We start from the raw sequence: 25,463 nt of genomic DNA on the forward strand, positions 1-25,463 counted from the left end.
AATAATAAAATTTTGACATAAAAAAAACCTACATCTTGGGGAAAATGTAGGCTATAAAATGCACAAAAAGGAATTATATATCCTTTTTGATGAAAAGAATTCTACGATAATATAAGACCTTATTTTATATTACTTTTGTAAAGTTAATAGTATTTATTGTATTAACCTCTAATAACTTAAATGCTTTTTCTTTATAAATTTTTTCTCATAAATATTTAAATTAATTAACTCTTCACGAGTTAAAATGTTTTTGATGTATGAATTTTTTATAAAAAACTCTATTTGAATTTTATAAACAACTGTTTTAACAAGTTTTTTACAAAAATACGCATAATTTTTTCAAGTTAAAATTCTACATTTCATAATCTTTAGGAGATTAAAAGTTAATAAATAACATATGCATAGATGATTAATAAAATTTTCATTTTAAAAAAAACCTTTATTCGAGACGAAAAAAACATCAAATATTAATTTTTTATAGCTTTTGTGGTGACGACACAACTATTACAATACAGTTTATAAATAGTTTAACTCTTCAGCAGTTTTAGGCATGTTATGACTTCAATGTCGAACACTACCCAAAAGCATTTTATTGTTGAGCAGTTTCCTTTACCGACTTGGGTCAGTGATGAAAAAGGCTTAATTTTATACTGCAATACGGAGTGCACAAAGTACTGGCGCGATACTTCTCCTCCATTGTTTCAACAATGGCTAGATTTCGTGTACCCTGCCGATTTAGAAGAAGTTAAAAACAAATGGTTAGATGCGATACGACTCCGATCAAGAATTGAATTTAAATGCCGTCTTTTGCATAAAACCCATTATTATCGATGGTGTAAAATTTCTATTCAATTGTCGAAATACCATGAATCTTCTCAAGAAAATGAATGGTTTATTAGTTTTCTAGATATTGACCAAGATATACAAGAGCAGCAAAGCTTACGAAAAGATATCGATATACAAAATCAAATGCTCGATATCAGTGTCGATTGTATTAAGGTTTTAAATACAGATGGCACTGTATCTCATATGAATAAATCAGGATGCCTTGCATTAGGTATACCTGTAGATGAAAAAAAATTCGGTATGCGATGGTTAGATCTTTTACCACCCCATATTCGTAAACGCGGAAGAGTTGCCTTAAAAAAAGCCTTACAGGGTAAAGTGGCCCGATTCGCTGGCATGAGTTGCTTACCAAATCAAGATCCAGAATATTGGGATAACATGCTTACCCCAATTCAACATACAAACGGCGAAATTATTCAGATATTGTGTGTTTCGCGAAATGTCACTCAACAGTATCTTACCGAAAACCGTCTAAGAGATATTAGCGAGAGAGATGAACTCACAGGATTATTTAATAGACGTTCATTTAAGCTACAACTAAAACGCACCCTAGCCTACTCAAGAGAAACCCAAACTAGTGTAGGGCTACTTTTAATTGATCTAGATCATTTCAAGCATATTAATGACACTATAGGTCATAGTGCTGGTGACCACTTATTAAAAATACTTTCTAAACGTTTTAATCAGTGCGTAGATCCTGAAAGATGTTCAGTTGCCAGATTAGGTGGTGATGAGTTTGCAGTTATTGTTAGCCATTTAGAAAATGAGAATGATGTTCGTGAACTTGCTGAAGTATTGCTTCAACAACTCAATCAACCCATTACATATGCTGGGAATGTGCTCAACGGCGGCATGAGCATCGGCTGCGCCATTTATCCTCAAGATGCAGTTGATCAATCGAGCTTATTAAGTTGTGCCGATATGGCATTACATGACTTAAAAGCCCGTGGTCGTGGCGGCATACGTATGTATAACCCAAGTATGATGCAGTTAACCGAGGCAATCGCCTCTCAACTCAACATTGCTCGCCAGCTTATTCGTCATCATACCATTCAGCCCTACTATCAACCCAAAGTCGATCTAAAAACTCATGCTGTAGTGGGCTTTGAAGCATTACTCCGCTGGCATACGACTTCGGCCCAAAGAGGTTTGCCTTCTCAGATTGCTGAAGCTTTTAAAGACTACGATTTAGCCAGTAAAATTGGTGAAATCATGCAACAACAAGTTTTGCATGATATTGCTAAATGGATAAAGTTAGGTTTTGAGCCGCTTCCTGTTTCTCTAAATGCCGCACCGGTTGAGTTTTTAAGAGATAACTATGCTGAACGTTTATTAAAAAAGATTAATCAACTTGAAATTCCTACCCATTTAATTGAAATAGAAGTTACTGAACATATGCTGGGTGACCGTGGTTCTGAATATGTTATTCGCGCACTCAATAAACTAAAACAACATGGGGTACGCATTGCTTTAGATGACTTCGGAACAGGTTTCTCTTCTTTAACACATATAAGAGACTATCCAATTGATTGCTTAAAAGTTGATTGTAGCTTTATACAAAAGATGCAACATGATCCATCCATTTATGCAATTGTTCAGGCAATTGGCTTACTTGCTCCAAATCTCTCACTCGGATTAATTGCAGAAGGTATTGAAACACCAGAACAAGAAGAATTACTTCTTCAATTTGGATACAACATAGGGCAAGGTTTTTTATTTGAATCAGCTATTGATGCTAATCAGGTGATCTCTATTCTTAAACAGGGTCAGGCTTATCTAGAAAGTCACTATTCTATGAATTAATCATTTACCTTACACACTAAAAACAAACAATAAAAATTATAAAATTGGCGATAATATAACCATAACGATAACAAGTTTAGGTTCTTCAACAATAAATATTGTCACAAGACAATAAGGAGCAATATATGAGTTATCACCATATTTTAGTTCCGGTCGATGGTTCTCCTACTTCACTTATTGCTGTTAATCATGCTGCAAGTCTTGCTAAAGCCTTTAGTAGTAAAGTTACTTTGGTATATGCGCTCACTATTGATCCATTTATTTCAGTTGAAATTATTGATAGTACAGAAATTGCGCAAGATTATTTTAATAAAGCGAGAGCTTCGATTCAGAGCATTTTAGATCAAGCTAAAGAACAATTTAGCCAACATGGAATTTCTGTTGAAACCAAAATTGTTGAAGGTCAAACAATTCATACAGAAATCATCAAAGCAGCAACTGAGCTAAAAGCTGATTTATTAGTGATTGGTTCTCATGGGCGAAAAGGTTTTAAAAAGTTCTTCTTAGGAAGTGTAACTCAAGCACTCTTAGGAGAAATTCATGTGCCAGTATTGGTCGTAACTGAATAAATCTAAACCTTTACATAAAAAACCCAGCTATATAGCTGGGTTTTTTGAAATAAGTTACTTACCGTTATATGTAAATTTAATGAGAGAACCAGGATTCTCTAAAGTATGAGTGACTGAACCATCATCTTTTTGTACATTCCCCGCTGTATCAGTCAGCACATATAAGGTATTACCTTCTGGACTAGCGATGACATCACGATAACGGTTATTACTTTTAAACATTGGGATAGCATCATCCAAAGTCGTGCTATATGTCGGATCCAATTTAATACGGAAAATCACCCCACGTTTTAAAGATGGGACCAATAATGTATTTTCCCACCCTGGAATCGCTTTTTTGCCTCCCGTATATACATATGCCGATGACGGAGCAACCGTTGGCCAGCAAATATATGCCATCTCACCACAAGTAGGGTCATTATAGTTATAGGTATCTTGTACCGTATATAAAGTTTTCAAAGGCGGCACAAAGTTTTTACCAGTCCATTCAGACTCTTTAGTCACAGGAACACCTGTTGCTACTTTTATCCCATTTTGAGCTAAATCTTTAATTTGTGATTTATTGGTTGCTGCCGAATAGTTTGCATAGGCATAACCACTGTCATCTTTATAACCAGCTACATTTGGCCAGCCATAGTTACCACCTTTTAATATAAGGTTAATTTCATCATCAGAATTTGGCCCTTGCTCAGATTGTAAAAGCTTTCCATTTGGAGCAAATGCTAAACCTTGTGGATTACGGTGCCCTAAAGTGTAGATATGACTCACTACTCCGTTAAAGCTTGGGTTGTCTTTAGGAATACTGCCGTCCAGATTTAAGCGTAATACTTTACCCATATATGTATGGTAGTCTTTACTATTGAGCTCTTGCTGAGTCGGAGTATGCTGTGCCTGATTTGGTAAGAACAGATAAGCTAACTGATTACGGCCTTGGTCACCAATCGTATAGTAGATTTTTTGGTCTGAACCAATGACGAGACGACCAGACTGATGGTCTTTCGATGACGGTAAACCTGCAATCAAATCAATAGGCTTTTCAAATGTATCTGTAGTTTTGTTATAGGTATATCTACGAATAATCGTCTGATTAGGTAACTCTTTATCTGTAGATTTTGGATTTTTAAAAGTGCCTGAAATATAGATATAAGGGTTATGTTTAAAGTCAGAATGAAAAGCAAAGCCTAACAAACCATTTTGCCCATCAGCATCACTCACAATTTCAGGAACCTGAAATACTGTTTTTGCGCTACCAGATTCAGGATTTACTCTTAAAATTTTGCCAGTTGCACGTTCGGTTAACCAAATTTGATTATCTGGTCCCCATAACAAAGCATGTGGTTTATTTAAGTTGGACAGAATCACTTTTTTATCAAAATTTTCTGTTTTCGCTTTTGCGAATTGAGCAGGTGTCAGAGGTATATCTGCAAATGCCGTATGAAACGTAAATAGTTGTGCAGCACCTAAAAGAGTGATTTTTGCTAATAAATGTTTATTCATAGTTCCACCTTATAAAGTTTTCTAAAGAGTTACTTAAACCGCTGGAAACATTGGTTTGTATACGTTCTCTATATCTTTTGTATTATGATGATTAGCTCATTTATTAAAATCCAAATTTCTGCAAGGCTCTGTTGCATAAAAGTAGCTATTCAAAACAAATGAATATCTTATAAGTTGCCTTATAAATCATTGATCTCATTTTTAATGATAAATAATTTGAAAGAAAGCTTTAACAAAGTAATTGAAAAGTAAAATTTAATACTCAAATAGACAATTCAATCTATAAAAATATACATATCACATAGTTAAAAGATCCAAGCTAAAGGTTAAGTATCCTTACAAATCGAATTTCGTTATGTGTGCAAATTTTAAACCCCTTAAGAGAGAGCATTCTTCTCAATTAGACTTACTTGAACCCACCTTTGATTACAAATCAGATGTCTATCCAAGTGATGATTGCCCAATAATCTTATCTCATCAAAATGAATGGGAATGGCGAAAAGTTAAATTTGGAATGTTGCCACCATATGCGAAAGAAGTTTCATTTAAATATGCAACTTATAATGCAAGAACTGAAACGGTTGATCACAAACGTTCATTTAAACATGCCTGGTCAAATGATCAATTTGGCCTAGTTCCTGTTGAAGCTATTTATGAACCGAAATATATCAATGGTAAAGCACATTGGTATGGCATCTTTCGTCAAGATGGAAAGCCATTTACGCTTGCAGCAATTTATGAAGAAACCATAATTGATGAGCAGAAAGTTAGAACAATGTCACTATTAACAATCAATGCAGATCGACATTCTTTTATGAAGCAGTTTCATAAACCTGACGATGAAAAACGTTCAATTATTGTAATACCTGACCATCTTAGAAAAGATTGGTTAAATTGCAAACACACTGACGCTCCTGACTTTTTCTTAGATATGCCATTAAATGAATTTACGTCTCTGCCTAAAGCAGAAATGAACAAATCATAAAATAGTTAGATGCCTAATAAGTGAAAGTAGCAAGCTTAAATGGCTCCCCCTAGAAACTTATGTTATCCTTCGTACCTCTTTAAAACTTCAAATTTTCATTATCCATGACACTTACGCCACCTTAAGTTTATTTACCCTTCTCCTTTGTAAATAACTCATCACTGTCTAGTGATGTGGTGTAGTCGCTTGTGTGTTGGTATATCACATCACTAGCCTTTCTAAAATTTAAAATTCTAGGCTATTTCCATGTTAACGAATCTTCGAGAACAATGGTTCTCTAATGTCCGTGCAGATATTCTTTCTGGGCTTGTTGTTGGTCTGGCTTTAATTCCAGAGGCGATTGCCTTTTCAATTATTGCAGGTGTAGATCCCCAAATCGGTTTATATGCGTCTTTTTGTATTGCGGTTATTATTTCTTTTGTAGGTGGCCGTCCTGCCATGATTTCGGCAGCAACGGGTGCTATGGCCTTAGTCATGACGACCCTAGTGAAAGAACATGGTCTTCAGTATTTATTCGCAGCTACTATTTTGACGGGCGTCATACAAATTATAGTAGGATATCTTAAGCTTGCTAAGCTCATGCGCTTCGTCTCTAAATCGGTTGTAATTGGTTTTGTAAATGCTCTCGCCATACTCATTTTTATGGCCCAGCTTCCAGAACTAGTCAATGTAACTTGGTACGTCTATCTATTAGTCGCTATTGGTTTAGCAATTATTTATCTATTCCCTTATGTACCGAAGCTTGGAAAAATTTTTCCATCTCCCCTTATATGTATTGTTATAGTCACATTACTCGCCCTCTTTTTAGGCCTTGATCTGCGAACAGTTGGCGATATGGGGGCACTACCAAATACTTTACCTATTTTTTTAATTCCGGATATTCCTCTTAATTTAGATACACTTCTTATCATTCTTCCTTATTCATTGGCATTAGCTGCAGTTGGCTTACTTGAGTCAATGATGACAGCCACAATTGTTGATGAAATGACGGATAGCCCGAGTAATAAATTTAAGGAATGTAAAGGTCAAGGTATTGCCAATATTGCCTCGGGTTTTATGGGTGGGATGGCTGGATGTGCCATGATTGGGCAATCAATGATTAATGTTAAATCAGGTGGTCGCACACGCTTATCTACTTTATGCGCAGGCATATTCTTGCTGATTTTAGTAGTATTTTTAAGTGATTGGTTGAAAGTTATTCCTATGGCTGCGCTTGTTGCTGTCATGATTATGGTATCAATAAGTACTTTTGAGTGGCGTTCACTTACCCAATTTAAAACTAATCCTAAAAGTAGCAATACCGTTATGATTGCAACGGTTGTTGTAGTTGTAGCTACTCACAATCTAGCATTAGGCGTATTGACAGGTGTACTACTCTCCGCGCTTTTCTTAGCCAATAAACTTGAAAATGATATACAGGTAATAAGTTCATTAGAAGGCAACGCTCGTTTATATGATTTAAGAGGACAAATCTTTTTTAGTTCTTCAGATAAATTCATGCACGGCTTTAACTTTAAAGAAGAAGTAAAAGAAGTCATTATTGATTTGACTCATTCACATATATGGGATGTCACTTCGGTTGCAATGCTTGATTCAGCAGTAGAAAAGTTCCAAAAGAATGGCATACAAGTTACTGTACGTGGTTTAAATGAAGCCAGTTCAATCATGATTGACAAGTATGGTACACATGCAAAAATTTAAAAAAAGGTCCTTCGGGACCTTTTCAATCATAGAGAATTATATTTTTATTAAGGAGATTTATATAACAAGCGGTTTGGGCTACCTGAAGGGTTTTTTACTACGTTACTGCTCGCTTGATTTAAAAGATTGGTAGAGATCGTTTGAGGTGAAGCCGTAGGTGTACTTTGAAGCATTTCAGCAACTACACCAGCAACATGCGGGGTTGCCATTGAAGTACCATTTAATATCTTGGTAGCTGTATTACTTCCAATCCAAGAAGAGTTAATCTGACTTCCAGGTGCAAAAATATCAACACAGCTTCCATAATTAGAATAGCTGGCTCGAGTATCTGTATTATCTGTAGCAGCCACTGTAATGGCCTTACTTACTCTTGCTGGAGAAGATGTACATGCATCTGTATTTGAATTACCAGCGGCTGCGACCATGACATAACCATTATTATATAAATTTTCCACTGCACTATCTAAAGAAGAACTTGTCGCCCCACCTAAAGACATATTTACAACTGCAGGTTTTTTACCATTTTTCAATATCCAGTCTAAACCAGCAATAACATTACTTGAGGCCCCTGACCCGTCACACCCCAAAATCCGGATTGGAACTAAATTGACATTTTTGGCAACACCATAGGTCGTACCACCTACTGTTCCAGCAACATGGGTCCCATGTCCATTACAGTCGGTTGTACCATTGCCATCAGATATTGCGGTATAACCGCTTAACACACGTCCTGAAAACTCTTGGTGACTAGATAATATACCAGTATCCACGATATAAGCCGTAGTACCTGAACCGGTCTGTAAATAAGAATAAGCCGAATTTAATGGTAAAGCTTTCTGGTCTATACGATCTAGCCCCCAATCTGGATTATTTTGAGTAGTTGCATCAATATTTACTATTGTATCGCTTTCTACTGAAAGTACATGAGGGTTCTTCTTCATCGCTTCAATAAATGCTGTCCCTGCTGTATCAGGTAAATAAATTGCAAAACCTTTAAGAACAGTATCGTAGCTTTGTAAAACTTTACCAGCATGCTGTTTAGCAATATTTTGTGCGAAATCTTTAGAAGGACCTGCATCCTTATTTAATATAACAATATATTGATTTTTAATAATTCCTTTTGCTTGGGAAGAATCATTTACAGGATTTGCAACATTTGAAGCGGCATACACTAAGTGAGTAGCTGCTATTGAAAGACAAATAGCAGACACTTGGCGAATATTCATGACTATCTCCATATATTATATTTCAGGTATTTTTATGATAATTAATAACTTTTTACTTCAGGATTAAAATTTTAGATGAGAACTTTGAGGAGTTTTATCTGCTTTTAAACCCCAACCATATTTTCATAATTTTTTAGGTTAAACAATATCAATCCACTTTTTTATAGAAAAACGTGACATCCATCTACTTATAATTTAAATATTTTATTTTTTTATAATTAAAATATCACTCTATTTGGGTTCAATAATATAAAAGAAAATAACCATTATGATAAGAACTATAGTAGCCATTGCTAAGTAAGTACCAACAGTATTAAAACTTCTTAGAAACTTCAAAATATCCATAACAATATGATAATTAACAGGTTATAGACAATTATTTCAAAATATAAAAGTTCATACAACTATAAAAAATTAACAATTTCTTTAACTGTGATTAATATGTACAATAAATGTATAAATATATATTTCCTATTTTTTATTAATTAAGCTTATTAGAAATAAATTATGCGAAACAAATTATTTTGAATTTTCTTATCTAACTAAAATAAACTCCTTATATAAAACTTAGCCAGTTTAAAAATATTTTTTAAATAAACATTTTTAATAAAAAATACCCACATATCTTAAAAATATGGGGGTATTAAAAAACAAACAACTTTACAGACGCAGTATATGCATATATAAATATATACCTTTAAAGATATATTTACAATACTTCTTTAAATTTTTCACTTGAATTGAACCGAATTTACTATTAACTGTCTTTTTAATGCGCGAATCTTTGTACCATTAACGAATTGTACAAAAATAAAAAAGTCCGCATCTTGGGAAGCTACGGACTATAAACTCATCTAAGCAACAGCTAAACAGTTTGTCGATTAGAGAGAAAACACTATCTTTTTAATCTAATCGAGATATTAGTTTAGGTCAACTTAAAATAGTGTACAGCAGCAAAAAACTCAAAGAAGTGTGATGAGCTCTACATTTTCTTATTGATTAAGCAAAAATCAATATATTTATTTAAATTTAATAAAACAATATATCAATTTATATGTTGTTTAACTTGGTTATTTATCATACTGATTGCTCTTGTACTGAAATATTTTATTAGCTGAACTTAATATTATAAATAAGATAACTTTTCATGATTTTCCTACCACCTATTGCTTCTATAATATTTAAATCAACTTACCCTATGTTTACCAAGGCTAACTCAAACTTAGTTTCTCACTTAAATATAAATTTAAAATAGTGCTCTAAAATAGAGTAATGGTTAATCTCAGGAATAATTTCAAAAGAAATCATATCGTCACCTTGACTAAGTCGATACTCAAAATAATTTTGACTTTGCCATTTAAATTCACTAAGTTCTAACCCACCACACAAAATCGTACAAGGAATATTGATCTGTTCCTGCTGATGAATAGGACTATATTTCAAAATATCCTCTTGCGATAAGTTTAAAGCGTGATTTAAATGAGTCTCTTGTATAGGTAATAAATCATAAATCCCACTTAATAAAGTTGCCTTGGATAATAACGGATGGTTTAAACATAAAGCACCAAGATGAGCACCTGCTGAATGGCCGACCAATACTACTTCATCTGTTTTCCAATTTTGTTCAGCGATAAAATCGAGCGCTTGTTGAGCTTGAGCAACGATTTGTGAAATATGACTTTGAGGAGCCAAGTCATATTCTAAAAGTACACACTGCGCTCCTTTTGCTAATATGTACGGCGCTATAAAGGCAAAGTCCGATTTATCACACCACTGCCAATATCCCCCATGTATAAAAATTACGGTTTTATTGACATGTTCTAGAGGAAAAAAATCCAGAGTTGATCGGTTCTTTGAACCGTACTTTATATCTTTTATATGATCATAGGCCCGATAACTCAGCAAGCTTCTGTATTGGAAGCCTGCTAGTATTTCACCTTCATTCTCTACCGTTGTAGCATTGTCATACCTTCTCATATACCAATCACTTCAATGTTTCTTCACTAGAGTTGAGATTTAACTTTACGGTAGAACGCTTCAAATAATAGAAAAATATAAGAACCAGAACTAAAGGTACGCCAAATTGTAAAGTAGACTTAAATTCACTGGTAAACCAGGTAGTCACTGTAATGCTTAAAATCGCAATAAACCCAAACAAAGAGATAAATCGACTAGCAGGAATTTTAAATTTTAGTTGTATATTTTGCTGAACCATATGTCTTCTAAAAAACATATGAGTCACAAATATACTTCCCCACGTGAACAATGCACCAAACATGGATAGTGCAATCATAATTGGAAATGCGGAAGCTGGATTAATCGTATAAACAATACTAGCAATACCAATCCCTACCGCAGATAACAACAGCGCATTTACCGGTACACCCTTACTACTAATTCGACCAAAGACTTTTGGGGCATCACCTGCACGTGACAAGCTAAACAGCATACGAGTTGAAATATAAAGCATGCTATTCATGGCTGATAAGGCAGCTACAATTACAATAAAGTTTAAAATGCTATCCGCATACGGGATACCGACAATCTTCATGACCATAACAAACGGACTTGTTGCATCTGCTCCGATCAAAACAGTCCAAGGCACCAAAGTAACGATTAGGAATAAGGACAATAAATAAAACAAAATGAGTCGAAGTGCTGTGCTTTTGAATGCTTTTTTAACTGCCTTTTCCGGGTCTTTAGCTTCGCCAGCCGCGACAGCAATCATTTCTATACTTAAATAACTAAATATTGAAATAATGACACCAATCCATACCCCACTAAAACCATTTGGAAAAAAGCCCCCATGTCCTGATAAATGAGTTACAACTTGCGTTATTCCCTCATTGCTTTGCGTCAAGATACCAATAGACAAAAGAATAAACACAATAATGGCAAAAACTTTAATTGTGGAAAACCAGTATTCCACTAGTCCAAAAGCTTTAACACTATAGGCATTTACAACAAGTAAGGTCAGTGAAAAAAATCCAATCCAGACCCAAGAGCCTACATTCGGGAACCAGAGCTTCATATAATCAGCAACAGCGGTAATCTCTGTACCTACAGCCAGTACAATACAAGCCCAATAACAGTAGCGAACTAAGAAGCCAGCAAGTGGACTTATATAATGTTCTGCATATGCACCAAATGAACCTGAAGTAGGATGCTGAACTGTCATTTCAGCCAAACAAGCCATAAGCGCAAAAGCAATTAAACCACCAATCGCATAGCTAACTATGACTGCGGGACCTGCAAAGCTAATTGCAAATTTGCTTCCCATAAACAATCCGGTTCCAATTGCTCCACCAATCGCAATCATCCCCATCTGTTTTGCAGATAACTTTTTATGCAGCCCAGCTTCTCTATTTTGTATTTCATCAAAACTACTCATAGGCCCTCCTAGCCATTTGTTTTATTTTGATTCCTTAAGATCAGGTCACTTCACCGCGAACTAAATACTCTTTGTTTTTCCATTCACTATTCAGCATGGTTGCTTTTAAGTGCTGTACTGCATTCCAAATATCTTCAAAGCCCAGATACAAAGGTGTAATACCAAATCTCAAGACTGCAGGTTCCCGATAATCACCAATCACACCACGTGCGATAAGCGCCTGAATAATTTCATAGCCGAATTCATGACGATAACTAACATGACTACCACGATGCTTATGACCTAAAGGCGTAATTAACTCAAATCCGAATTCAGAACATTCTTGCTGTACCAATTGAATAAATAAATCAGTTAATTTCAACGATTTCTCACGGATTTTTTGCATATCGGCATGCAGGAAAATATCCACTCCGCATTCAATCAGACTCATAGAAATAACCGGCTGAGTCCCACATAAATATCGGCGGATACTATTCGCTGGCTCATAATGCTGTGCCATATCAAATGGTTTTTTATGACTCCACCAACCAGATAAAGGCTGCCAGAACTGATCACGGTGCTTTTCATTGACCCAGAGCAATGCAGGAGAACCAGGGCCACCATTTAAATATTTATAGGTACAACCAATCGCAAAATCACTATCAGTTTGATTAAGGTGCATAGGAACCGCACCGACTGAGTGACATAAATCCCAAATCACCAAAGCATCTTTAGAGTGAATTTGTTCATTAATAGATGCCATATCGTAAAAATAACCAGTGCGGTAATTCACATGGGAAAGTACCACTACAGCAGCATCTTTCTCTAAAGCACGAGATAAGTCTTCTACGCCATCAATTAATTCAACCTGATAGCCCTTTTGAATTAAGTCAATGAAGCCTTCAATAATGTAAATATCTGTTGGAAAAGCATCTTTTTCTGCCACAATAATTTTGTGTTCAGGGAAATTATCAGCCTGAATTTTTACCGCTGCAGATAAAACTTTAAATAAGTTCAGTGTAGTTGAATCTGAAATAACAACTTCACCTTGTTCCGCACCAATCAGTTTAGCGACTTTGTCACCCAGCCGTGTTGGTAGCCCCCACCAGTCTGCCTTATTCCAGCTATTGATCAGATCTTCTCCCCATTCTTGGGAAATAATATGCTGAGCGACAGCCAAAGATTTCTTTGGTCTAGCACCTAAAGAGTTACCATCTAAATAAATGACGCCTTCTGGCAATGCAAATTCATCTTTAAATTTTTTGAGTTCATCTTCCTGATCCCAATACAAACACTGTTCACGAGTAATCATTTGATATTGCACCTATTTCTACATTTCCTTTGTATTTGAATTTTATCACGTCAATTTGTACGATTTATTCGATAATATTTGATCAAAAATAGCTATTTTCGTATAAAATTCCAATTAAAATTAAAAAATATGGATGAAATTCGAAAATGAATTTAGATGCGATCGATCTAAAAATTTTGAAGTATTTACAAGACAATGCCCGTTTAAGTAACCAAGAACTTGCTGATCTTGTTAATCTTTCAGCATCTGCTTGTCACAGACGCGTTAAAATTTTAGAAACCAACGGAATCATTGAAAAATATCAAGCAAAAGTTAATTATGAAAAATTAGGTATAAAAATTGAGGCAATAGTTGAAATAAAACTTGCTCAACTCACCGAAAATGACCACAACTTTTTTTTAAGCCAAATCAAGAATTTTGATGAAGTCATCAATGCCTATATCATTACAGGTGAATCTAATTATGTACTGCACGTTGCCACTAAAGATCTAAACTCTTTTTCTCATTTTGTTATTAATACACTCAATAAAATTAAAGGTGTGGTAAGCATTAACTCAAAAATTATCTTACAGAAAATTATACAAAAGCCGCTGTAGAATATTTAGCTAAAATTAAAAAACTCTCGTTAAAGAATTTTTACTATGATCGAAACTGAATGTTTAATCTTAAGACAATGGAAAGAGTCTGATTCAGAGCCATTTATCAAAATGGGTTTAGACGAAGATGTTATGCGTTTTTTCCCAAAGCTTTTATCTGCTACTGAAAGTATAAGTTTAATTCAAAGAATATCAGCTCTTATTGATGAAAATGGCTGGGGATTTTGGGCGGTAGAATTAAAAGAAACTCAAGAATTTATAGGCTTTATTGGCTTACACAACCAACCAGAACAATTTGATTTTTCTCCCTGCATTGAAATTGGATGGAGAATTGCTACAGAACACTGGAAAAAAGGTTATGCCACTGAAGGAGCAAAATCAGCATTGGACTATGCCTTTAATATTCTCAATAAAGATAAAGTGGTTTCTTTCACAGCAACAGTGAATAAGCCATCTCAAGCCGTGATGGAAAGACTAGGAATGCGCAAAGTTAAATACTTTAATCATCCCAAGCTTCCAGATGAACATGCCTTACAAAAGCATGTTCTTTATGAAATATATCATCCTAAGCTTGAGTTATAATTCAGTTAAATACTGATATAAATAAAATATTTCAATGAGTTAAAATGGTTACTACTCATCAAAATCATAACCTACAGAGGTGGAGTGCTCCCAATACTCATTAATCTTATTCGCTATATCTTCTTTGTCCATGGTAGTTAAAACGTAGAAAAGTTTTGCCTCTTTATTTTTTCTCAAAATTAATAAATTGTAATAGTCATATTCAGGGCCATTTAGCCCTAATGATGGCTGTTCTTCACAATGCTTCTCAGCCTTGTAATGCCATTCAAGTTTATAAGTATCAATGCCATTGGCAGCATTGATAACAATGCCATCATTGGCTCCTCCAATAAATCCAATTTTCATCGCCTACTCTAAATTGTTATTCAAATGATTTTTAATATAACTTTAAATAGGTAGAGTTCAATTTATAAAATGTTTGCCAATACGTATCCTATGTAAATCAAAATAACGAGATGATTATTTCATTGTCTGTAAATACTCATAAGCTTCTTTTTCGTTGCTCTCAAGATGAACTTTTGCTTCTGTTTCATCATTTAATGTTTCATTTATTATTTTGCTCCCTTCATAAGAAATTTGATGACCAATTTGGAAATCTGCTCCTAATGCATCAATCACAATAAACTGCCCAGCCGTATTTGAAGCAATAAAAAAACTGTTGTTACGATAACCATATCTAATTGTATATAATCCCACTTTTATTCCAACTTTTAATAATATTTAAATAATGATAATTTCATATAAAGTATAGAAACGCAAAAAAGTATTAAAAAACTAATTTACAATTCATATAACTAACTATTTTTAAAAATTTTATCAGTCATTTTTTTATCTACTCTACTTCTATGACCATTTTCAAAAAATTTATTCACATGGCACAATTTAGTAGTGGTATCACAAAATACACCATTAGAAAAAGTAAAAGCAGATGTATCAAAGTCACCTTGTGAAAAAGCTTGTTTTGCTTTTTTTGCACCTAAATATTGATTAGTTAAGGATTTGGAAACGCCCTTTTTATCTGCACAAATATATTTATCACAGACTACACCTCTTTTAGGTGAAAAAACTGCAGCTGTATTTTGTGCCAATGTATTTGCACTAAACGCAAAACAAATAGAACCGATAAAAACAACAATGAAATTAGAATTTTTCATTTTTTAATTCACTCGTTATCATTAATTATTGTAATAATATATCAAAAGTAAAATATCTTTAGAACTTTAAAATGATGAGATAACAACAAATCAATCTGTTTTTGAGGCTTTAATGTTTATAATCTTAAGCCAATTTCTTCCATGTATATTTAAAGCTGGAGCGTTCGCAACATGAATAAGGTAGTCCTGTTTGACATGGATGGAACTTTACTAGATTTGGCTTTTGATGACTTTATTTGGAACGAATGCTTACCTAAAAGACATTCTGAAACACATCATCTATCTTTAACTGAGAGTCAAGAAATATTAAACCAGTTTTATCGCAGCCATAAACATACGCTTGCTTGGTACTCATCAATTTACTGGACACAAACAACTGGCGTGGATGTTTTAAAGCTCCAGCAAGAATTTCAGCATAAAATTAAAGCGAGGTCAGGATGCATGGAGCTGCTCAGCGCTTTAAAAGCACAAGATTATCAATGTTGGTTAGTCACCAATGCTGACTGTGCAAGCCTAAAATTAAAACTTGATAACGTTCCTATCCAAGATTTTTTTGAAGTCATCGTATCTAGCGAACAAATTGGTTACGCAAAAGAAAACATCCGATTCTGGCAAGAGTTGCAACGCTTGCATTATTTTGCGCCAGAAAGCACTATCTTTTTAGATGACACTCTTCCTGTTTTAAAAACTGCAGAAAAATTTGGTATAAGACACTTGTTTACTATCTTACAGCCCTCAAGTCTTAAGAGTAAAAGACAGCCACAAGATTTAGAGTATGAAGCTCTAGATCAGCTTACAGAGCTACTGTCTATTTTGAATCAAATTGATAGAAAGGATAATGATGTCAAAATTGCGTGAAAACGATGCTGTAGAAACCATGCGTATCGACAAATGGTTGTGGGCAGCACGTTTTTTTAAAACCCGTTCTATTGCTAAAGCTGCAATTGAAGGGGGTAAAGTACATCACAATAATGAACGTGTAAAAGTTTCTAAAGAGATTCGTGTCGGTATGGAGCTCGTAGTTCAACAAGGTTTCGATAAAAAAACAGTTGTTGTTAAAGCGCTCTCCAATACCCGAGGACCGGCCCCTGTTGCACAACAACTTTATGAAGAAACAGAAGTAAGTATTGCAAGACGGGAGTTGATTGCTTCCCAACGAAAATTGCATAATCTAGCACGACCTGACCATAGACCAAGCAAGAAAGATCGGCGACAAATCAATCGGTTTAAACAGGATAATGATCAACATTATGAAGATCACTGGTCTTATAATGATGAATAAAAACGTCGAGTTGTGTCGCACTCACATATACAATATATAGAAGCTAGAGAAAAAATCTGTCACTATTAGCCCTGTGAAACAAGTTGAGATTCAATGCATCCACTTGGGTTAAACGTGATGAACATAGAGTATTGAGGTTTTTGAGATGGATGAGAATAAAAGCAAAGCATTACAAGCCGCTTTGAGCCAAATTGAGAAGCAATTTGGTAAAAATACGGTTATGCGTCTTGGTGATAACACTGTTCAAGCAGTTGAAGCCGTATCTACAGGTTCTTTAACTTTAGACATCGCATTGGGGATTGGTGGTTTACCAAAAGGCCGTATTATCGAAATTTATGGTCCTGAATCTTCTGGTAAAACCACAATGACATTACAAGCAATTGCTCAATGTCAAAAATCTGGTGGTACATGTGCCTTCATTGATGCTGAGCACGCCTTAGACCCTCAATATGCACGCAAACTTGGTGTAGATATTGATAACCTACTTGTTTCACAACCCGACAATGGTGAGCAAGCACTTGAAATTGCTGACATGCTTGTCCGTTCAGGCGCAATTGATTTAATCGTTGTGGACTCGGTGGCTGCACTTACACCTAAAGCAGAAATCGAAGGTGAGATGGGTGACTCTCATATGGGTCTACAAGCGCGTCTTATGAGCCAGGCACTTCGTAAAATTACGGGTAATGCTAAACGTTCAAACTGTATGGTTATCTTCATTAACCAGATTCGTATGAAAATTGGCGTTATGTTTGGTAGCCCAGAAACTACCACTGGTGGTAACGCTCTTAAATTCTACGCTTCAGTTCGTTTAGATATTCGTCGTATCGGTCAAGTAAAAGAAGGCGATGAAATTGTTGGTTCAGAAACTAAAGTTAAAGTCGTTAAGAACAAAATGGCTCCTCCGTTTAAAGAAGCTATTTTCCAAATTCTATACGGTAAAGGTACTAACCAACTAGGTGAACTTGTAGATTTAGCTGTACAACAGGATATCGTACAGAAAGCTGGTGCATGGTATTCATATCAAGGCAATAAAATTGGCCAAGGTAAAAACAATGTAATTCGCTATTTTGAAGAAAATACTCAAATAGCTGAAGAAATTGAACGTAATATCCGTGAACAATTGCTGACTACAGGCACAAATGGTGCAGTTCAAATTGAAGATGAAGAAGAGCCAGATCTTTTATTAGAATCGTAATTATATTTGAGTCATAAAACGCCCTTCGGGGCGTTTTTTATAAGGAATTTTAAATGTTCAAAAGAAACGATGAGCAATCTCAGCAGCGCCCTCCTCTTACTGGCCAACGTTTACGCTCATATGCTTTTGCTTTACTCACTCGCCGAGATTACTCTAAAGCAGAGCTTATCGAGAAATTAGCTCGTTATGCACAAAATATAGAAGAAGTAAAACAACTGGTTGAGGAGTTATCTGAACAAAATTACCAGAGTGATCAACGTGTTGCTGAGCAAATGCTAGCAAGCCAAATTCGTAAAGGTAAAGGACCGAAACGAATTCAACAAGCTTTAAAAACTAAACAAATTGAAAATGATTTAATTGCAGATGAAATTCAAGAAATTGATTGGGTAGAACAGGCTTATCAACTTAAAGTTAAAAAATTTGGAGAAGCTGTAGAGAAAGATCCAAAACTTAAAGCAAAACAGATCAGATTCTTACAATATAGAGGATTTGATTTAGATGTAATTTTAAAAGCAATCCAAAGAAAATTGGATTAAAAGAATGGTGGCAACCCCACTAGCAAAACTTCGGCACATCATAGATCTGCTACCGTTGCTACCTTCCGGTCCTGGCGGGGTTCACAGAGTACGATTGCGAAGCCACCAGCGGGGCTACCATTGCAAAACAAAGTATAGAGATTTTTAAAAGAGTTGCAACCCTTCTCTGCCTTTTTCGGCAAGTTTTTGTTTCGATTGATTAATTCCTCAGCAAAAATAGCTTTAAACCCCAAAAATATAATTTCTTGAGCTTATGCTCTTTTCTTATTTTGCATAAAATATGCTTGAAGATTGTAAACTATCCTTGCATTTAAACTGTTAACTGCTTTAATTGCATTGATCAATGAAAAACCTTAGATATTTAGAGAATTGTTTTTTATATTCCTGTGTCAAGGTGGCTTTTATATAAAATTATGGATTTATACACATGCAAATGAAGAAGCATTCTTTATTATTTATTGCCTTAATGAGCACCACTTCTCTATACGCAAATATTCCTATCGAGTCTCGTGGTTTAAGTCAAAATGATGGTAGTGCATCTAATACTTCTTCAAGCAACATTTCAGTTCCTACAAATTTAAACTGGGAACTCATGCAAAAAAACCAACAATTAGAAAATGATATTCGTACATTAAGAGGTCAGCTTGAAGAACAAGCTAATGATATTGAGCAATTAAAGAAAGATCTAGCAAACCGATATACCGATTTAGATCAACGTTTAGAATTATTACACCAAAAAGTTGACCCTGAAAGTGCTACACAAGACGATAGTTCGAATGCAACGTCCGATAACACTACTCCTGCTAGTGCACCAGCCCCTCAAACCACAGAGAGTAATAAAGTAGCTGCCGTACCAGCCACACAAACTTCTGAGCAGCAGCCTAGCGCACCAACAACCACTACTCAACCAGCACCAGCTGCTGCGCAAAACCAGTCAAATTCCCTCGAATTAGAAAAAGCTGCTTATACTGTAGCTTTAGATGCGTATAAACAAGGCGGTGCTAAAAAAGCAATTGCTCCAATGCAAAACTTTATAAAAAACCATCCTAATAGTATCTATACAGGTAATGCTTATTTTTGGTTAGCCGAGTTTCATTTAGCGACAGATCCAGTAAATTATAATGAAGCAAAGAAAAACTATAATGTCGTAGCTAACCAATACCCAAATTCAAGTAAGGCACCTCGAGCATTGTACCAACTTTATAGTATCGCTAAAGATGTTGATAAGAATACTGTGTCAGCAAATCAATACAAGAACAAGTTACTTAGCCAATATCCAAAATCTGAAGAAGCAAAATTCTTTAACAAATAATTTAGTTATAAAAAAAGACACTGTTAAAACAGTGTCTTTTTTTATGTCTTCTTAATTAGCGCACAATCCCACGCTCTGATTGTTCAAGAGAATCAATCAAGAGTTGAGCTTCTGGAACTGAAGGTAAAATTTCACTTTTAATTTGGTCAATAGCTTGAACAGAAGTTAATCCAGATTTAAATATCAATTTATAAGCTTCTCTTAAGCCTTGAATTGTATTTTTAGACCAACCTTTTCTTCGCATACCTTCAATATTTATACCAAACGCATGTGCAGGGTTACCAGAAGCCATCACATAGGCTGGAACATCTTTAAGGATCAAAGAAGCCCCACCAATCATGCTATAAGAATCGATCTTACAGAATTGATGAATTCCAGAATTACCACCCACAATAACGTGATCACCAATATGTACATGTCCAGCGACACCTACATTATTAGCAAAGATATTATGGTCACCTACGATACAATCATGTGCAATATGTGTATTTACCATTAATAGGTTATGACTACCTATCTTGGTTAATGCATTATCTTGCACCGTACCTCTATGTAAGCTGCAATGTTCGCGAATTAGATTATTGTTACCAATTTCAAGCCACGTTTCTTCACCTTTATATTTGAGGTCTTGGCAAACTTCGCCAACACTTGCAAATTGAAAGATTTCGTTATTTTGGCCAATTCTGGTAAAACCACCTACAACCACATGAGAATGTAATTTAGTACCAGCACCAATAGTCACTTGAGGACCAATAATACAATAAGGTCCTATTTGAACATCTGAAGCAATCACTGCAGATGGATCAATAATGGCGGTAGAATGGATTAAATCGTGATTGCTCATGCCTGCTCTGTTTTTTGGTGTGAAATCATAATCTCAGCGGTTGCTGCTACAATGCCATCAACGCTAGCTGTACAATTGTATTTGTAGATACCGCGCTTCTGCATTACCAACTCAGATTTTAATACAAGTTGATCACCTGCAACTACTTGTTTTTTAAATCTAACTCTTTCTGCACCAGCAAACAGGAATAATGAACCTGGTTTTGGCGTTTCATTGTTCATAATAAAACCAAGAACGCCTGAAACTTGAGCTAATGCTTCAACAATGAGAACACCAGGCATAATTGGATATTCTGGGAAATGCCCTTGTAGGAACTCTTCATTGATAGAAACATTTTTATAACCAACAATACTATTGTCAGTAACTTCAGTCACACGATCAACCAATAAGAATGGGTAACGATGCGGCAAATATTGACGAATCGTTTGAATCTGCATTGGTAATTCAGGGATGGCAAATTTAGGTGTAGTAGACTCGGTCATAATATTCTATTTACGCAAATTAAAAGTTGATTCAAGAGACTCTATTTGAGCTTGTATATGATCAAGTCGTTTAGTGATTTGGGTCAATGGCACATCTGCTAATTGTCGCAAGCGTACAATCGTCTTTTTCCAATGATTATTTTCAAATAATCCGGTTCCCGAAGAGTAAGTTCCAGCTTCAGAAATATTTTTTGTGACCATTGACATTCCAGTCAAAGTCACATTATCAGCAATTGAAAGGTGTCCTGCCACTCCACACGCCCCAGCTAGAATACAGTTTTTGCCAATTTTTGTACTTCCAGCAATACCGCACTTCGCTGCAATAGCAGTATTTGAACCAATATGGACGTTATGTGCAATTTGCACAAGGTTATCAATAATAACCCCATCTTCCAAAATTGTATTATCAAGTGCGCCTCTATCAATACTACAATTTGATCCAATTCGGACATCATTTCCAATTAAAACTGAACCTAATTGAGCAATACGATGCCACTTTCCTTGATATGGAGCAAAACCAAAACCTTCTCCACCAATGACAGTACTTGAATGAATACGGACGCGATCTCGTAATTTAGAACCACCTGTAATAGTGACATGAGAATCAATAAAACAGTCTTTTCCAACTTCTACATTATCATCAAGTTTGGTATGTGACTGAATGACGGTATTATCGCCAACTACACAATTCTCACCAATAACCACATAGTGACCAATATAAGCAGTTTCGGAAATAACAGCAGATGGATGAATTTGGGCAGTGCTTTCTATGCCTGTTGAGCTAATCTTTTTATCAAATACATGGGTAAGGATTGCAAACGCAAGATAGGGATTATCAACAATAATAAAATTATCTTTTTCAGGAAGATGCTCTTTTAAAGCTGCAGTAACAATGTAAGCACCCGCACGGCTTACTTTAGCTTGATCAAGATGTTTCTCACCATTCACAAAAGTAAGATGGTTAACCTCTGCATTTTCCAAACTCGCCAAGTTTGAAAATTGAAGACTACCTTCACCAATTAGCTCACCTTTAACAAGGTGAGCTAATTCATCTAAACGATATTGTTGCACTTTCATTAATTTATTTCATTGAATTAACCTTTTGTATCATTTTATCAGTTAAATCATACTTAGCGTCATAGGCAACAGTCGAATTTTTATTCAAAATAAAGTCAAGATTATTTTCTTTTCGTAATTGCTCAGCAGCTTGCTTAACTCTAGTCTCAAAAGTTGTATTCATACTTTGTAAGCTCGTTTGAACTCTTGACTGTAAGCCTTGCTGTGTTGAATTAAACTCATTTAATTTCGATTGATACTGAGATTGTAATTTTTTAATCTCATCTTCTTTCATTTTTTGGCCTTGAGTCTGCGCTTGACGTTGAAGCCCTTCTAACTCTTTACCTAATTGCTCAAGCTTAGTTGTAGTTGGTTTCACAGACTGGTTTAAGCTTGCATTTTGCTGTTTCAAATAAGTACTACTTTCAACAACTTTAGCAAGATCAATTACCCCATAACCAGCTGCATTAGCTGCTACTGAAGCTACTGTCAGGCCTAACCCTAACATTAATTTATTTAATTTATTCATGTAAATCTCTTTCCTTATTTCGTTATGCAAAAAGATCGTACTTAGAAAGTACGACCAATTTCAAACTGGATTTCTTTAGTTTCATCACCCGGTTTATCATTTAACGGGAATGCATAGCTAAGTGACAATGGACCAATCATGGTAATCCAGGTTACACCAACACCCACACTATAACGTAAGTTACCTAAATCAAATCCATAATTATCTTCACAATATTTTCTAACATCCGTAATGGTCTGGCCATTAATCTTCATACCTTTGTTGCCATAAACAGAGTTATCAATATTACATTTAGTATCAAAAACCTGACCGCCTTCAGCAAAAAGAACAGGACGTACTTGTCGAGTCCAGTCACCTTTAAATGGCATTGGTAAAACTAATTCTGTACCAAATTGGACCAGAGCATTGCCACCTACTTCTTCAGGAGAACTATCATTTTGCTTAGTTTCTTGTAGATTTACACTTGGATATTTAGGTCCTAGGGTACTGTTGTCATAGCCTCGAACAGAACCGTAACCGCCTGCATAGAAGTTTTTATAGAATGGCAAATCATTACCATAACCTAACTTACCATAACCACGTAGCACAAAGCCGGTACTGCCGATAGGGAAAAATGCTTGAGTATCATAAGTTACTTTTTGATAATCAACATCACTACCTGGTAAACCAATTTCAAGACCTACACGATGAGACATACCTGACGTTGGGAAAATTGGTCTGTTTAAAGTGTTATAAGACCAACCCAAGTTCAAGTTATAAGTAAAGAATTCCCCTTCAAAAGCATTATCATATGTTTCTTCGGGGACCTTACATTCCCCCTTCTCGGTATCATATTGAGAATTACCATTTGCATCTGTTGGGCAATATGTACCTTTACTAGTTGCCTTACCGCCATTTGCCAATAAATAATCACGTACATATGTAGAAACATAAGGACCTGTGGTTACTTTAGTGTTATCAACGCCCACCGAAGCACTTAAACTTTGATTTTCGTCAATTGGATAACCAAAACTTAAACTACCACCAAAACTATCCGTTACATAGTTATTAACGTTATAGTCATCATTCAGCTTCGTTTTACGATAATAGACATTATAACCGCGGCTTACTCCATCAATTGTAAAGTAAGGGTCAGTAACACTTAAGTTGTAATAGTCTTGAGTTTCAGAACGAGATAAGTCAATTGCAACTCGGTTACCTGTACCCATAAAGTTAGTTTGACTAAGTCCTGCTTGGAACGTAATACCACCACTTTGCGAATAACCGACCGCTAATGTAGTAGTACCTGAATGTTGTTCTTCAACATTTACGTTTAAGTCAACTTGGTCTGGAGAGTTTGGAATACGAGCAGGTTTAATATCAACTGTTTTAAAGAAACCTGTACGCTCTAAACGAACTTTAGATAAGTCAATTTTTTCATTGCTCGCTAATGCACCTTCCATCTGACGCATTTCACGACGTAATACTTCATCAGAAGTTTTACTATTACCAGTAAAATTAATACGGCGTACGGTAACTTGCTGACCTGGGTTCACGTAATAATTTAAGTCAACAACTCCAGTTTCATTATTAATCTGCGGCACAATATTTACATCTGCAAAGTAATAACCTGCATTACCATACTTACGTAAGAGTAATTGCTTAACCGCATTTACCTTTTCTTGTGAATAGGTATCACCATCTTTATAAATTTTTAATGCTTGTAATTCTTCAGGTTTATAAAGTGCATCACCTAAGAATTTAGTTTGACCAAATTTAAACTGGCTACCTTCATCAACAGCAACCTCAATAAAGATATGCTTTTTATCTTCACTAATATTGAGTTGGGAATTATTAATATTAAAATTAATATAGCCTTTGTTAAGGTACATGGCACGTAAAGCTTCAAGGCTTGCAGCCATTTTTTCACGTGCATAACGGTCATTACGTGTGACTACAGAAGCCCAACCACTTTCTTTAACTGCAAATGCTTGTTTAATTTCACTGTCTTTAAAAACAGTATTACCAATTACATTAATATCAAAGACTTTTGCCGGCGTTCCTTCATTAAAATTAATTTTTAATTCAACGCGGTTATTTGGACGAGCAACTGTATCAACTGTAACATCAGCATCGTAACGGCCTTGTTGAGTATATTGTTGCTCTAATTCTGTCTCAATGGTTTGCAAAGCAGATTTCTTAAAAACCTCACCCTCAGCAATACCCATTTTTTTAAGGCCTTGTTCTAAAGCCTCTTTAGGAATAAGTTTATTACCCTTAAATTCAAGCTTTGAAATAATTGGGCGCTCAATAACATTAAAAACCAAAGTATCAATTTCTTTTGATGCTTTAATATCATCAAAAAGTCCAGTGGCATACAATGTTCGAATTGCTTCGGCGATCATCGGTTCATTAACGCGATCGCCACTGTTGATTGGCAACATGGTATAAACATTTGCAGGGGTAAGACGGACCAACCCGTTTACACGAATATCTCTAACAACGAAATCATCAGCTGCATATGCTTGTTGTACCGCTGCCATAGCGCTAACAAGTGCCAAAGGCATTAAAAAATGTGTGTGCCGCATGCCAGTTTTTTCCAGTAAG

25 protein-coding genes and 1 other RNA gene are annotated in these 25,463 nt (G+C 35.3%); 11 read left to right on the forward strand and 15 right to left on the reverse strand.

The genetic code is table 11. From position 1 onward, the window contains the following. Positions 1 to 555 precede the first annotated feature (555 nt). Both R5R67_RS04880 and R5R67_RS04885 read left to right on the forward strand, forming a co-directional pair. Positions 556 to 2,649 carry a GGDEF domain-containing protein gene (locus tag R5R67_RS04880; RefSeq protein WP_000203149.1) on the forward strand — a complete coding sequence of 698 codons (2,094 nt, stop codon included), beginning with the start codon at positions 556 to 558 and terminating at the stop codon, positions 2,647 to 2,649. Between the two features lie 125 nt (positions 2,650 to 2,774). Continuing rightward, positions 2,775 to 3,218 (forward strand): universal stress protein, encoded by a 444-nt coding sequence (locus tag R5R67_RS04885; protein ID WP_000120225.1) that lies wholly within the window; start codon positions 2,775 to 2,777, stop codon positions 3,216 to 3,218. A 54-nt stretch (positions 3,219 to 3,272) separates the two neighbouring features. Here the strand turns inward: R5R67_RS04885 and R5R67_RS04890 are convergent, their stop codons facing one another. Beyond that, complete coding sequence (locus tag R5R67_RS04890; protein WP_001032862.1) at positions 3,273 to 4,715, reverse strand: glucose/sorbosone family PQQ-dependent dehydrogenase; 1,443 nt, start codon at positions 4,713 to 4,715, stop codon at positions 3,273 to 3,275. A gap of 355 nt (positions 4,716 to 5,070) precedes the next feature. On the opposite strand from R5R67_RS04890, the gene R5R67_RS04895 reads away from it, so the two are divergent. Together R5R67_RS04895 and R5R67_RS04900 are read left to right on the forward strand one after the other, a co-directional pair. Beyond that, the gene (locus R5R67_RS04895; RefSeq protein ID WP_000332540.1) at positions 5,071 to 5,700 is read left to right on the forward strand and encodes an SOS response-associated peptidase family protein; all 630 of its coding nucleotides are present in this window, start codon (positions 5,071 to 5,073) and stop codon (positions 5,698 to 5,700) included. 246 nt (positions 5,701 to 5,946) lie between these two features. Continuing rightward, complete coding sequence (locus R5R67_RS04900; protein WP_000957178.1) at positions 5,947 to 7,401, forward strand: SulP family inorganic anion transporter; 1,455 nt, start codon at positions 5,947 to 5,949, stop codon at positions 7,399 to 7,401. Positions 7,402 to 7,448: 47 nt separating this feature from the next. Here R5R67_RS04900 and R5R67_RS04905 read toward each other — a convergent pair whose 3' ends face one another. The 5 genes from R5R67_RS04905 to kynU all read right to left on the reverse strand — a co-directional run bounded on the left by R5R67_RS04905 (position 7,449) and on the right by kynU (position 13,309). After that, the gene (locus tag R5R67_RS04905) at positions 7,449 to 8,627 is read right to left on the reverse strand and encodes a S8 family peptidase (RefSeq protein WP_001026406.1); all 1,179 of its coding nucleotides are present in this window, start codon (positions 8,625 to 8,627) and stop codon (positions 7,449 to 7,451) included. A gap of 231 nt (positions 8,628 to 8,858) precedes the next feature. Then, positions 8,859 to 8,972: a hypothetical protein gene (locus tag R5R67_RS04910; protein ID WP_085916944.1), complete on the reverse strand. Its 114-nt coding sequence runs from the start codon at positions 8,970 to 8,972 to the stop codon at positions 8,859 to 8,861. 885 nt (positions 8,973 to 9,857) lie between these two features. Beyond that, the gene (locus R5R67_RS04915; RefSeq protein WP_318754776.1) at positions 9,858 to 10,604 is read right to left on the reverse strand and encodes an alpha/beta hydrolase; all 747 of its coding nucleotides are present in this window, start codon (positions 10,602 to 10,604) and stop codon (positions 9,858 to 9,860) included. Positions 10,605 to 10,611: 7 nt separating this feature from the next. After that, entirely contained in the window at positions 10,612 to 12,018 is a 1,407-nt protein-coding gene (locus R5R67_RS04920; RefSeq protein WP_000093782.1) for an amino acid permease, read from the reverse strand. A 40-nt stretch (positions 12,019 to 12,058) separates the two neighbouring features. Continuing rightward, the gene (gene kynU, locus R5R67_RS04925) at positions 12,059 to 13,309 is read right to left on the reverse strand and encodes a kynureninase (RefSeq protein WP_000632799.1); all 1,251 of its coding nucleotides are present in this window, start codon (positions 13,307 to 13,309) and stop codon (positions 12,059 to 12,061) included. A gap of 146 nt (positions 13,310 to 13,455) precedes the next feature. Between kynU and gigD the strand changes: the two genes are divergently transcribed. Together gigD and R5R67_RS04935 are read left to right on the forward strand one after the other, a co-directional pair. Next, positions 13,456 to 13,905 (forward strand): Lrp/AsnC family transcriptional regulator GigD, encoded by a 450-nt coding sequence (gigD, locus tag R5R67_RS04930; RefSeq protein ID WP_001046785.1) that lies wholly within the window; start codon positions 13,456 to 13,458, stop codon positions 13,903 to 13,905. Positions 13,906 to 13,950: 45 nt separating this feature from the next. Then, positions 13,951 to 14,487 carry a GNAT family N-acetyltransferase gene (locus R5R67_RS04935; RefSeq protein WP_000573161.1) on the forward strand — a complete coding sequence of 179 codons (537 nt, stop codon included), beginning with the start codon at positions 13,951 to 13,953 and terminating at the stop codon, positions 14,485 to 14,487. Between the two features lie 51 nt (positions 14,488 to 14,538). Here the strand turns inward: R5R67_RS04935 and R5R67_RS04940 are convergent, their stop codons facing one another. The 3 genes from R5R67_RS04940 to R5R67_RS04950 form a co-directional block, all read right to left on the reverse strand. Continuing rightward, positions 14,539 to 14,832 carry a hypothetical protein gene (locus tag R5R67_RS04940; protein ID WP_000689661.1) on the reverse strand — a complete coding sequence of 98 codons (294 nt, stop codon included), beginning with the start codon at positions 14,830 to 14,832 and terminating at the stop codon, positions 14,539 to 14,541. Between the two features lie 114 nt (positions 14,833 to 14,946). Further along, the gene (locus R5R67_RS04945) at positions 14,947 to 15,183 is read right to left on the reverse strand and encodes a hypothetical protein (RefSeq protein ID WP_000525043.1); all 237 of its coding nucleotides are present in this window, start codon (positions 15,181 to 15,183) and stop codon (positions 14,947 to 14,949) included. 98 nt (positions 15,184 to 15,281) lie between these two features. Continuing rightward, complete coding sequence (locus R5R67_RS04950; protein WP_000798371.1) at positions 15,282 to 15,641, reverse strand: YcgJ family protein; 360 nt, start codon at positions 15,639 to 15,641, stop codon at positions 15,282 to 15,284. Positions 15,642 to 15,812: 171 nt separating this feature from the next. On the opposite strand from R5R67_RS04950, the gene R5R67_RS04955 reads away from it, so the two are divergent. The 4 genes from R5R67_RS04955 to R5R67_RS04970 all read left to right on the forward strand — a co-directional run bounded on the left by R5R67_RS04955 (position 15,813) and on the right by R5R67_RS04970 (position 18,654). After that, positions 15,813 to 16,499 (forward strand): HAD-IA family hydrolase, encoded by a 687-nt coding sequence (locus tag R5R67_RS04955; protein ID WP_001045474.1) that lies wholly within the window; start codon positions 15,813 to 15,815, stop codon positions 16,497 to 16,499. Next, positions 16,483 to 16,923 (forward strand): RNA-binding S4 domain-containing protein, encoded by a 441-nt coding sequence (locus R5R67_RS04960; protein ID WP_000040962.1) that lies wholly within the window; start codon positions 16,483 to 16,485, stop codon positions 16,921 to 16,923. The genes R5R67_RS04955 and R5R67_RS04960 overlap by 17 nt, the downstream gene beginning before the upstream one ends. Before the next feature lie 145 nt (positions 16,924 to 17,068). Next, entirely contained in the window at positions 17,069 to 18,118 is a 1,050-nt protein-coding gene (gene recA, locus R5R67_RS04965) for a recombinase RecA (protein ID WP_000344169.1), read from the forward strand. A gap of 53 nt (positions 18,119 to 18,171) precedes the next feature. Next, the gene (locus R5R67_RS04970; protein WP_000476756.1) at positions 18,172 to 18,654 is read left to right on the forward strand and encodes a regulatory protein RecX; all 483 of its coding nucleotides are present in this window, start codon (positions 18,172 to 18,174) and stop codon (positions 18,652 to 18,654) included. Between the two features lie 14 nt (positions 18,655 to 18,668). Here the strand turns inward: R5R67_RS04970 and ffs are convergent. Next, positions 18,669 to 18,765: signal recognition particle sRNA small type (gene ffs, locus R5R67_RS04975), an RNA gene on the reverse strand. Positions 18,766 to 19,081: 316 nt separating this feature from the next. Between ffs and R5R67_RS04980 the strand changes: the two genes are divergently transcribed. After that, a complete protein-coding gene (locus tag R5R67_RS04980) occupies positions 19,082 to 19,966 on the forward strand; it encodes a YbgF trimerization domain-containing protein (RefSeq protein WP_318754777.1) in 885 nt (294 codons plus the stop codon). 55 nt (positions 19,967 to 20,021) lie between these two features. Here the strand turns inward: R5R67_RS04980 and lpxA are convergent, their stop codons facing one another. The 5 genes from lpxA to bamA are packed head-to-tail and all read right to left on the reverse strand — an operon-like array spanning position 20,022 to position 25,444. After that, on the reverse strand, positions 20,022 to 20,810 hold the full coding sequence (gene lpxA, locus R5R67_RS04985; protein WP_000064875.1) for an acyl-ACP--UDP-N-acetylglucosamine O-acyltransferase: 789 nt from the start codon (positions 20,808 to 20,810) through the stop codon (positions 20,022 to 20,024). After that, the gene (gene fabZ / locus R5R67_RS04990; RefSeq protein ID WP_000140523.1) at positions 20,807 to 21,292 is read right to left on the reverse strand and encodes a 3-hydroxyacyl-ACP dehydratase FabZ; all 486 of its coding nucleotides are present in this window, start codon (positions 21,290 to 21,292) and stop codon (positions 20,807 to 20,809) included. The genes lpxA and fabZ overlap by 4 nt, the downstream gene beginning before the upstream one ends. Positions 21,293 to 21,298: 6 nt before the next feature. Then, positions 21,299 to 22,369, reverse strand: coding sequence for a UDP-3-O-(3-hydroxymyristoyl)glucosamine N-acyltransferase (gene lpxD, locus R5R67_RS04995; protein ID WP_000868103.1), 1,071 nt, complete (start codon positions 22,367 to 22,369; stop codon positions 21,299 to 21,301). Between the two features lie 4 nt (positions 22,370 to 22,373). Further along, positions 22,374 to 22,877 (reverse strand): OmpH family outer membrane protein, encoded by a 504-nt coding sequence (locus R5R67_RS05000; protein ID WP_001037943.1) that lies wholly within the window; start codon positions 22,875 to 22,877, stop codon positions 22,374 to 22,376. Positions 22,878 to 22,918: 41 nt separating this feature from the next. Next, positions 22,919 to 25,444 (reverse strand): outer membrane protein assembly factor BamA, encoded by a 2,526-nt coding sequence (gene bamA, locus R5R67_RS05005; RefSeq protein ID WP_412838333.1) that lies wholly within the window; start codon positions 25,442 to 25,444, stop codon positions 22,919 to 22,921. Between the last annotated feature and the right edge of the window lie 19 nt (positions 25,445 to 25,463).

It is taken from the genome of Acinetobacter sp. OYA S30 (assembly GCF_033599315.1).
In the GTDB taxonomy this organism is placed as follows: domain Bacteria; phylum Pseudomonadota; class Gammaproteobacteria; order Pseudomonadales; family Moraxellaceae; genus Acinetobacter; species Acinetobacter baumannii.

Bases quoted from the DNA above. Each gene is read 5' to 3' on its own strand.
- R5R67_RS04955 (WP_001045474.1), top strand. From the start codon at position 15,813: ATGAATAAGGTAGTCCTGTTTGACATGGATGGAACTTTACTAGATTTG.
- R5R67_RS04940 (WP_000689661.1), bottom strand. From the start codon at position 14,832: ATGAAAATTGGATTTATTGGAGGAGCCAATGATGGCATTGTTATCAAT.
- R5R67_RS04950 (WP_000798371.1), bottom strand. From the start codon at position 15,641: ATGAAAAATTCTAATTTCATTGTTGTTTTTATCGGTTCTATTTGTTTT.
- R5R67_RS04915 (WP_318754776.1), bottom strand. From the start codon at position 10,604: ATGAGAAGGTATGACAATGCTACAACGGTAGAGAATGAAGGTGAAATA.
- R5R67_RS04980 (WP_318754777.1), top strand. From the start codon at position 19,082: ATGCAAATGAAGAAGCATTCTTTATTATTTATTGCCTTAATGAGCACC.
- kynU (WP_000632799.1), bottom strand. From the start codon at position 13,309: ATGATTACTCGTGAACAGTGTTTGTATTGGGATCAGGAAGATGAACTC.
- R5R67_RS04895 (WP_000332540.1), top strand. From the start codon at position 5,071: ATGTGTGCAAATTTTAAACCCCTTAAGAGAGAGCATTCTTCTCAATTA.
- R5R67_RS04900 (WP_000957178.1), top strand. From the start codon at position 5,947: ATGTTAACGAATCTTCGAGAACAATGGTTCTCTAATGTCCGTGCAGAT.
- lpxA (WP_000064875.1), bottom strand. From the start codon at position 20,810: ATGAGCAATCACGATTTAATCCATTCTACCGCCATTATTGATCCATCT.
- R5R67_RS04960 (WP_000040962.1), top strand. From the start codon at position 16,483: ATGTCAAAATTGCGTGAAAACGATGCTGTAGAAACCATGCGTATCGAC.
- R5R67_RS04920 (WP_000093782.1), bottom strand. From the start codon at position 12,018: ATGAGTAGTTTTGATGAAATACAAAATAGAGAAGCTGGGCTGCATAAA.
- R5R67_RS04935 (WP_000573161.1), top strand. From the start codon at position 13,951: ATGATCGAAACTGAATGTTTAATCTTAAGACAATGGAAAGAGTCTGAT.
- bamA (WP_412838333.1), bottom strand. From the start codon at position 25,444: ATGCGGCACACACATTTTTTAATGCCTTTGGCACTTGTTAGCGCTATG.
- fabZ (WP_000140523.1), bottom strand. From the start codon at position 21,292: ATGACCGAGTCTACTACACCTAAATTTGCCATCCCTGAATTACCAATG.
- R5R67_RS04910 (WP_085916944.1), bottom strand. From the start codon at position 8,972: ATGGATATTTTGAAGTTTCTAAGAAGTTTTAATACTGTTGGTACTTAC.
- R5R67_RS05000 (WP_001037943.1), bottom strand. From the start codon at position 22,877: ATGAATAAATTAAATAAATTAATGTTAGGGTTAGGCCTGACAGTAGCT.
- R5R67_RS04885 (WP_000120225.1), top strand. From the start codon at position 2,775: ATGAGTTATCACCATATTTTAGTTCCGGTCGATGGTTCTCCTACTTCA.
- R5R67_RS04970 (WP_000476756.1), top strand. From the start codon at position 18,172: ATGTTCAAAAGAAACGATGAGCAATCTCAGCAGCGCCCTCCTCTTACT.
- recA (WP_000344169.1), top strand. From the start codon at position 17,069: ATGGATGAGAATAAAAGCAAAGCATTACAAGCCGCTTTGAGCCAAATT.
- gigD (WP_001046785.1), top strand. From the start codon at position 13,456: ATGAATTTAGATGCGATCGATCTAAAAATTTTGAAGTATTTACAAGAC.
- R5R67_RS04905 (WP_001026406.1), bottom strand. From the start codon at position 8,627: ATGAATATTCGCCAAGTGTCTGCTATTTGTCTTTCAATAGCAGCTACT.
- lpxD (WP_000868103.1), bottom strand. From the start codon at position 22,369: ATGAAAGTGCAACAATATCGTTTAGATGAATTAGCTCACCTTGTTAAA.
- R5R67_RS04880 (WP_000203149.1), top strand. From the start codon at position 556: ATGACTTCAATGTCGAACACTACCCAAAAGCATTTTATTGTTGAGCAG.
- R5R67_RS04890 (WP_001032862.1), bottom strand. From the start codon at position 4,715: ATGAATAAACATTTATTAGCAAAAATCACTCTTTTAGGTGCTGCACAA.